The 9,397-nt window shown below is 31.1% G+C and carries 7 protein-coding genes; all 7 read left to right on the top strand.

The genetic code is table 11. The annotated features are described in order from the left end of the window. The first annotated feature begins 658 nt into the window (after positions 1-658). Positions 659-2,605: a threonine--tRNA ligase gene (thrS, locus tag CVD18_RS20060; protein ID WP_103867283.1), complete on the top strand. Its 1,947-nt coding sequence runs from the start codon at positions 659-661 to the stop codon at positions 2,603-2,605. Between the two features lie 76 nt (positions 2,606-2,681). After that, positions 2,682-3,191, top strand: coding sequence for a translation initiation factor IF-3 (gene infC / locus CVD18_RS20055; RefSeq protein ID WP_255409480.1), 510 nt, complete (start codon positions 2,682-2,684; stop codon positions 3,189-3,191). Positions 3,192-3,257: 66 nt separating this feature from the next. Beyond that, positions 3,258-3,455, top strand: a complete 198-nt coding sequence (gene rpmI, locus CVD18_RS20050; protein ID WP_027394180.1) for a 50S ribosomal protein L35 — start codon at positions 3,258-3,260, stop codon at positions 3,453-3,455. A 134-nt stretch (positions 3,456-3,589) separates the two neighbouring features. Then, positions 3,590-3,934, top strand: coding sequence for a 50S ribosomal protein L20 (gene rplT / locus CVD18_RS20045; RefSeq protein WP_103867281.1), 345 nt, complete (start codon positions 3,590-3,592; stop codon positions 3,932-3,934). A gap of 307 nt (positions 3,935-4,241) precedes the next feature. After that, a complete protein-coding gene (locus CVD18_RS20040) occupies positions 4,242-6,986 on the top strand; it encodes a PAS domain-containing hybrid sensor histidine kinase/response regulator (RefSeq protein WP_103867280.1) in 2,745 nt (914 codons plus the stop codon). A gap of 51 nt (positions 6,987-7,037) precedes the next feature. Next, the gene (locus CVD18_RS20035; RefSeq protein WP_103867279.1) at positions 7,038-7,841 is read left to right on the top strand and encodes an RNA methyltransferase; all 804 of its coding nucleotides are present in this window, start codon (positions 7,038-7,040) and stop codon (positions 7,839-7,841) included. 104 nt (positions 7,842-7,945) lie between these two features. Beyond that, on the top strand, positions 7,946-9,178 hold the full coding sequence (locus CVD18_RS20030; protein WP_103867278.1) for a M48 family metallopeptidase: 1,233 nt from the start codon (positions 7,946-7,948) through the stop codon (positions 9,176-9,178). Positions 9,179-9,397: the final 219 nt, after the last annotated feature.

Below are 9,397 nucleotides of genomic sequence, written 5' to 3'. Positions count from 1 at the left end.
CTTCTTCGCCACTAGCTCTTTGTTAATCAATAAGGAATCGAACCTTATAAACACTTATAATACGTGTTCTACTCCTGCATAATTTTTTAATGAACTTTACTTGTTTCTCTAAGCGGCTGCAAATATACAACCTTTTATTATCCCGCAAAGCTTTTTTTGATTTATTTTTAATTATTTTTTCTTAAACCTAAATCAAAATCTATCTCAATGAACTAACCAAAACACTGCTCCGTTTTGCGGTTGCAAACCTACAACCTTTTTTTATTCTAACAAGACTTTTTTTTAGTAATTTTAAAAGTTTTTTAACCCTCTTTTAAATCAAAATATATCTCAATGAACTTGCAAAACAATACCCCGTTTTGCGGGTGCAAACCTACAACCTTTTATCTAAATAATAACATAAAATTTGTAGTTTATTTATAATAAATTAACAACTCAATGATAATAAAATAGTTATACCTCAAACAAAAACAAAACCTCCTCCTCTTTTCATACTAACAACGACTACAGATAAAAGAAAACACACAAATAAATACATGTTTTTAAAACGCCAAGTCTTGTCCTATATATATAACTACATAATTAATCAATTAAATGTGCCTTATATATTGTATGGATTTTATTATCGTATTATCTTTGCGCTTTTAATTAGAAAAAGATGATCAAGATTACATTACCAGATGGTTCGGTTAGAGAATACAATAGCAATGTTACAGCTATCGATGTAGCAAAAGATATTAGCGAAGGTTTTGCTAGAAATGTTATTTCTGCAAAATTCAACGAGACCACTATCGAAACCACCACCGAATTAACCACGGATGGTAATCTTGTTTTATTTACATGGAGAGATGATGAAGGCAAAGCGGCTTTCAGACATTCTACATCTCATGTTCTTGCTCAAGCATTAGAAGAATTATATCCAGGTGTAAAACTATCTATTGGTCCTGCTATTGATAATGGCTTTTATTATGATGTAGATTTAGGGGATCAAACTATCTCTGAAAAAGATTTCAAGACGATTGAAAATAAAATGATTGAAATCGCACGAGGTAAACATGAGTTTAAAATGAGAGCTGTTTCTAAGGCAGAAGCTTTAGACAAATATAAAAATGAAGGTAACGAATATAAGGTTGAATTAATAGAGAATCTTGAAGATGGTACCATTACATTTTGTGATCATGATACTTTTACAGATTTATGTCGCGGAGGTCATATTCCAAACACAGGATTAATCAAGGCTGTAAAAATCATGAGTGTTGCTGGAGCATATTGGCGTGGTGATGAGAAAAACAAACAACTTACTCGTGTATATGGAACCTCTTTTCCTAAACAGAAAGAATTAAAAGAATACTTAGAACTACTAGAAGAGGCTAAAAAAAGAGATCATCGTAAATTAGGTAAAGAGCTTGGTCTTTTTACTTTTTCTCAACGAGTAGGTCAAGGCTTACCTCTTTGGCTTCCTAAAGGAGCTGCGTTGCGTGATCGTTTAGAGCAATTTCTAAAAAAAGCACAAAAAAAAGCTGGTTACGAAATGGTAGTTACCCCACATATAGGTCAAAAAGAATTATATGAGACTTCTGGTCACTATGCAAAATATGGAGAGGATAGTTTTCAACCAATTAACACTCCTGCAGAAGGAGAAGAGTTTTTATTAAAACCAATGAATTGCCCTCACCATTGTGAGATATACAATAGCTCTCCATGGTCATACAGAGATTTACCAATACGTTATGCAGAATTTGGTACCGTTTACAGATATGAACAAAGCGGAGAACTTCATGGACTTACTCGTGTACGAGGCTTTACTCAAGATGATGCACATATTTTTTGTGCTCCCGACCAACTAGATGAGGAGTTTAAAAAAGTAATAGATCTTGTTTTATATGTTTTTAGATCTTTAGGTTTTGAAAACTTTACAGCGCAGGTATCTCTAAGAGATTTAAATAACCCTGATAAATATATTGGAGATGTTTCTAACTGGGAAAAAGCGGAGAATGCTATTATAAATGCAGCAAAAGATAAAGGTCTAGATTATGTAATAGAAACTGGAGAGGCTGCTTTCTATGGTCCTAAACTAGATTTTATGGTAAAAGATGCTCTAGGAAGAAGCTGGCAGCTAGGAACAATTCAGGTAGATTATAACTTACCCGAACGTTTTGACCTTACATACAAAGGTAGCGACAATGAACTTCATAGACCAATTATGATTCACCGAGCTCCTTTTGGAAGTTTAGAACGATTTATCGCTATTTTATTAGAACACACAGGCGGTAACTTCCCGTTATGGCTTATGCCAGAGCAAGCTATTATACTCTCTATCAGTGAGAAATATGAAAAATACTCGGAAAAAGTTTTAAATTTGTTAGAAAATGCCGAAATTCGCGCCCTTGCTGATCATAGAAATGAAACTATTGGTAAAAAAATTCGTGAGGCAGAAATGAATAAATTTCCTTATATTATAATTGTAGGGGAACAAGAAGAAAATAATAATACAATTTCTGTTAGAAAACACGGAGGAGAAGATTTAGGATTTATATCTATCGAAAAATTTTCTAATTTTGTAAAAGAAGAGATTAATAAAACCCTTAAGCCGTTTAACGGATAATAAAAAAAATAAGTTTAATTTAAATTATTAAGTCATAGCAATAAGAAGAAGAAGGTCTCAAAAACCGTTAAGAGTAATCAAAGAAGATGCACACAGAATCAATCACAAAATCCGTGTTGATGAAGTTCGTCTTGTAGGTGACAATGTAGAAGTTGGTGTTTACCCAATAAAAAAGGCACAACAACTCGCAGAAGAGCAAGAACTTGATCTTGTTGAGATTTCACCTAAAGCAGTTCCCCCTGTTTGTAAAATAATGGATTATAAAAAATTCCTTTATGAACAGAAGAAAAGAGACAAAGCTTTAAAATCGAAAGCTACAAAGGTTATCATCAAAGAGATTAGGTTTGGTCCTAATACCGATGAACATGACTACGAATTCAAGAAAAAGCATGCTGTTAAATTCTTATCAGAAGGTGCTAAATTGAAAGCTTATGTATTCTTTAAAGGGCGTTCTATTATTTACAAAGACAAAGGACAAATCTTATTACTTAGACTGGCTCAAGAATTAGAGGAGTACGGTAAAGTAGAGCAAATGCCTAAATTAGAAGGTAAACGAATGATTATGTTTATCGCTCCAAAGAAATAAAACAATTCGTCCTTAGTAAAAGGAATGATGTACGATAATAAGTGAGATTATAAAAACAAGGATACAATGCCTAAAATGAAAACGAAATCTAGTGCTAAAAAGCGTTTTAAGCTTACTGGTACTGGTAAAATAAAAAGAAAGCACGCTTTTAAGAGTCATATTTTGACAAAAAAATCTAAAAAGCGAAAGCTTGCTTTAACGCACTCAACATTAGTGCATAAAAGCGATGAAAATAGTATTAAAGAACAATTACGTTTAAAGTAATTTTTTTAATCAGGTTACATTAATACAAACCCAGGAGTTAGGCTTTTTCAGCAAAGTATATTTACATAGGTAAGTCTCTTGTAGAAAACACAAAGAGTTGATTATCGACCGCCTACTACTAAAAATTTAAAATTATGCCAAGATCAGTAAATTCCGTTGCGAAAAGAGCCAGAAGAAAAAAGGTTCTTAAGCAAGCAAAAGGTTATTTCGGACGTCGTAAAAACGTTTGGACAGTAGCAAAAAATGCGGTAGATAAAGCGATGCAATATTCGTATAGAGACCGTAGAAATAAAAAGAGAACTTTCCGTGCTTTATGGATTACCCGTATTAATGCAGGTGCCCGTTTACATGGCATGTCTTATTCTCAATTTATGGGAAAAATAAAAGCTAATAATATCGAATTGAATCGTAAGGTTCTTGCCGATTTAGCAATGAATAGCCCAGAAGCTTTTAAAGCTATTGTAGATAAAGTAAAATAACTCTTTTATTAAAAATAATATATCTCACTTATAAAAAAATCCCACTCGAAAGTGGGATTTTTTATACGAAAAACCTATTTTTCGTGTATTTTATCGATAAAAAACAACGTTTTATCGTCAAAAAATCACTGTTATTAGTATTTTTTCATTACATTTAAAAAAACTAGATTACATGATAAGCAAATCACTGTTTATTTGGTTTATTATTGAAATATCACGCAAATTTCATCATACTATTTTACACTTGGGGTTTTATTAAAATTAGGCTTTTGTAGTATAAAGAAAGACCTTCAAAACACACCCCTGAATGATCCTTAATTGGCTAAAAAAAATAAAACCCCTCAAAAAACAATCTTTCGCTGAGAATTCAGATGAACAGCAAATAATTGATCTAATAGACTTTCTATGGAAAGAAGTGGATTCTCCAAATAATATTCCTGCTATAAAAGCTAAAATTAAAGCTTTTAAAACATTATCATATTCAAAAAAAGTCAAATCACTACCTGAATTATATTTATGTTTAGAAGAACATATCACTGAAAAAAATACAGTTAAACAATCTGATATTTTTTTCTTAAGAAATCAAGTTACAGAAAAGTATAGTTCATTATTACAATACAAATCTTTCAAATTAATATTTGATCCTATAAAAGAACAAGAATTAATCCTCTGTAAAGTTTTTTTATCTAAAGTACTCAAAAAATCATCCGAGTTAATAGGCCACCATAATGACCCTATTATCATAAAAATAAAAAGCTATCTAGACACACCTTACAACTTTACAACAATAGATGTTATAAAGGAGAGGAAAAAGCTTTTGGATTTTTCTAATCAAATTTTTCTAAAAATAAAAAATAGTATAGGTATAAATGCGATCACTAACATCTATCTCATAATTTACAAAAAACATTTTCAATCATATCATTTATTAGATTCATTTACGGCTATATTAAATGTAATCCCTGAAGAAATTCTTGCTAAAGACTTAATCAATTTCCCTAGCAAGCAACAAATGCATAAAATGTTGCAAAAACAACTATATAGCCTAGAAGAAATAAACGAAAGACTTACAAAAGAAATTATTGAAAGAAAAAAAGTAGAAGAAGAATTAAAATACAGTGAACACTTGAAAACAACCATGCTAGAAACTGCTATGGACGGTGTTATTCTTGTTAATAGTAAAGGTATTGTATTAAACTGGAATAAACAGGCAGAGAACATACTAGAATTAGAAAGAAAAGAAACAATTGGTCATAGCATTTATTCCCTAGTACCTTATAAATTGAGACAAGAACTCAAAAGAAGTCTTACTAATTATATAAAAAATGGGAATGATGAACTAATCAATAAAAGAGTAGAAACCTCTGTAAACAAAAAAAATGGCGAGGTTATATACATAGAACTCACTATCATTACTATAGAAACCAAGGATGACTATCTGTTTAATGGTTTTTTTAGAGATATAACCGATAGAAAAGTTATAGATAATGAAATTAGAGAAGCCAAAGTATTGGCCGAAAAATCTGCAAAAGCAAAATCTGTTTTTCTATCAAATATGAGTCATGAAATCAGAACTCCTCTTAATGTTATTCTTGGGCTTACAGGTATTTTACAAAAAGGTAATTTTAGTAATCCAAAAGTTGACAAAAAAAATCTTGATGGAATTCAATTTTCTGCTGAGAACCTTTTAATTTTGATCAATGATATCCTTGACTTTTCTAAAATAGAAGCAGGAAAGCTTACCTTACATAAAACAGATTTTAATCTACATGATTTAATTAACAATATATCAAGAGGGTTCAAAATAAAAGCAGATGAGAAAGGATTAAAGTACACTACAAATATTCTTTCTTCTGTACCCAAATTTATTGTTGGAGATCAACTACGCCTCAATCAAATATTAATTAACCTATTGGGTAATGCTATAAAATTCACTCAGACTGGGGAAATTAGTATTACCATAAAGGCAAAAGAAATAAATGGCAAATATATCTCTATTAATTTTTCTGTAAAAGATACTGGAGTAGGCATAGCAGAAGATAAACTCAAAAATATATTCGAAAGTTTTTATCAAATACACAAACCAGGAAAAAATAAAATTGAAGGAACAGGACTTGGACTTTCAATTTCAAAACAACTTATAGAATTGCAAGGAGGAGTACTTAATGCAAAAAGTAAAACAGGTAGTGGATCTACCTTTGATTTTTCTGTCTTATATGCAAAAAGCAATTTCAGATCTACAGAAATAGATACACAAAGCCTCTCCTCTACCCAAAATCATAATAATCTGTCAGGAATGAAAGTACTTGTTGTAGAAGATAATAAAATGAATCAGTTCTTTATTAAGCAATTATTTTCTAATTGGAACATGATCATAGATATTGCCGATAATGGTAAAATAGCATTAGAAAAAATTAAACATTCAGAATATGATCTGATCCTTATGGATATGCATATGCCTGTTATGGATGGCCCCGAGACAGCAAAACATATAAGAAAATCTGATGACATAAAAACAAGTCAAACTCCTATTATAGCATGCTCTGCAGATGTATTCCCTGAGTCAAAAAAAAGAGCCACAGCCTCTGGAATGGATTTTTACCTTACCAAACCTCTAAGCGAGAAAGCTCTAAAAGAAATACTCTTGAGCCTGAAAGTAAAAAAACAATTATCAATACCAAAAATAGAAACTTTCAGCACCAACATATTCTGTGATTTATCTTTCTTGAAAAAAACTTTTGACAATGATCCTCAAATCATTCAAGAAGTGCTTCAAATTTTTATTGATGAAACACCACAAGACTATCAAAAATTAAAACAAGCAGTGATCAATCAAGAATTAAATATTATAAAAGGAATTGCGCATAAGCTTAAATCTAGTTATAGAACTATTGGATTACACAATGAAACAGAGCTTTTAGAAAAAATCGAATATCTATCAAAAGACACATCAGAAATCGTTACGCTTTCAGAACATTTCAATAAACTAGATAACACCTACTCTCAAATTATTATAGAAGTTAAGCAACACATCAAAGATTTCTCTTCTTAAATACCTCAAAAAAGAAAATATCTTTTCCTCTCTATTAGTATCTTTGCTAGTATGCAAAATCAGATTCAGAGTCATCAAAATGATAAAATAAAATTTCTTTACCAACTCAAAGAAAAATCACGAGTTCGCAAAAGAGAAAAACGTTTTATTATAGAAGGAAAACGTGAGATTACTTTAGCCCTACAAGGAGGCTATACAATAACACAACTATATTACTGCAATTCTATATGTAGTCATGAAGAAGCTTCTGTATTATTAAGCATATCAAAAAATCAAATTGATCTCTTTGAAATTTCCTTAGAAATATATCAAAAGTTAGCATATCGAGTAACTACCGAAGGAGTTTTAGCCATAGCAATCTCTAAAGATATGGATATAAATAAGTTTTTCTTAGCTACTAAAAACCCTTTAATCCTTATTGCTGAAGCTCCAGAAAAACCAGGAAACATAGGAGCATTGTTACGTACTGCTGATGCTGCACAACTAGATGCTGTCTTTATCGCAAATCCAAAAACAGATCTATATAACCCTAATATTATACGGTCTAGTGTAGGCTGTATATTTACTAATACTATTGCAACTGGATCTTCACAAGATATTATAACGTTTTTACAACATAAACAAATTGATATTTATGGCGCTGCACTACAAGCATCGGTAGATTATCACACTCAAGATTACACCAAACCTACAGCTATTATAGTAGGCACAGAAGCTACTGGGTTAAGTGATCTTTTTATAAAAAACACCTCTCAGAATATTAAAATACCAATGAGTGGCGTTATAGACTCAATGAATGTTTCTGTCGCCGCAGGTATTCTTATATTTGAAGCAAAGCGACAACGAGGGTTCTAGTAGAGAACAAAGAGATAGTTTTAACGCATAAAATCAATTAAAAATCACTACCTTACCAGTTCCTACATATGTCAAAAAAATAAATTACTAATTGCTCTAAATCCATGACCCCAAATTCTCTGTTTTTTTTATTGATAGCAATCATCGTTATTGTATTTCTAATAGATTCTTTATTAGACTTCTTAAACGCCAGACATTACAGTAAAAAAATTCCAAATGAACTTACAGATGTTTATCCCGAAGAAGAGTATCAAAAATCCATAGCATATAAAAAAACGAATTATAAATTCAAACTAATCTCTTCTACCTTCTCTCTTATCATTATGATTTTATTTTTCTTTATAGAAGGTTTCGCTTTGGTAGATTCTATAGCCAGAAGTTTCTCTGATAACCCGATTATTATTGGGCTTATTTTTTTTGGAATAATAATGGTTGGTAGTGATATTCTTTCTACCCCTGCTACTTACTATCAAGTTTTTGTGATTGAAGAAAAATTTGGTTTTAATAAAACCACAGTCAAGACATTTTTTGTAGATAAAATAAAAAGTCTGATTATGATGGTCATTGTAGGCGGAGGGCTTTTAGCAGTAATCATATGGTTCTACCAACTCACAGGAGACTCTTTTTGGATATATGCATGGGTATTAGTATCAATATTTACTATGGCAATGAATATGTTTTATGCAAAACTTATTGTCCCAATTTTCAATAAACAAACACCATTAGAATCAGGAGAACTTAGAGATACTATCAAAGCGTACTCCAAGAAAGTTGGTTTTCAACTAAAAGATATTTTTGTCATCGATGGCTCCAAAAGAAGCACCAAAGCAAATGCATACTTTTCTGGTTTTGGTAGTGAAAAACGAATTACACTTTATGATACCTTGATAAAAGATCTTACTAATGAAGAAATTGTTGCCGTATTAGCCCATGAAGTAGGTCACTATAAAAAGAAACACGTAATTGTTAATCTGCTTTTATCGATTTTACTTACTGGTTTAACACTATGGTTGCTCTCACTATTTATTACAAATGCAACACTATCAGAAGCATTAGGAGTACAAACACCATCATTTCATATAGGACTTATCGCATTTGGCATATTATACAGTCCTATTTCAGAAATTACTGGATTAATAATGAATATGGTATCCAGAGTCTTTGAATATCAAGCAGACGATTATGCAAAAGACACCTATAATAGTGAAGCACTAATCAGTAGTTTAAAAAAACTTTCTAAAAATAACCTGAGTAACCTAACACCCCATCCCGCTATGGTATTTATTCATTACTCACACCCTACCCTATTACAAAGAATAAAAAACCTACGAAAATAGAGTACCTCAGGAAAAGCTCACGAAGTATTCGTTTGATACGAACCTTTAATTTAGAAGCAAGCTTCGAAGCATTTATTAATAAGAGCATAAATTAGTTTATATTTTGTTTTAAAAACCCTTATTTTTAGGTTGTGAGAAGAAGAAGTAAAAAACCTCCGTTAAAAACGGAGGCTTTGATTTTCAGATTAGACCCAAAGGGTCATAAGGATCATTCATGAT

Origin of the sequence: Aquimarina sp. I32.4 (assembly GCF_002924285.1) — a bacterium.
Lineage (GTDB): Bacteria > Bacteroidota > Bacteroidia > Flavobacteriales > Flavobacteriaceae > Aquimarina.
Note: the sequence above shows the minus strand (reverse complement) of the source record. Positions and strands in the feature narration are given on the sequence as shown.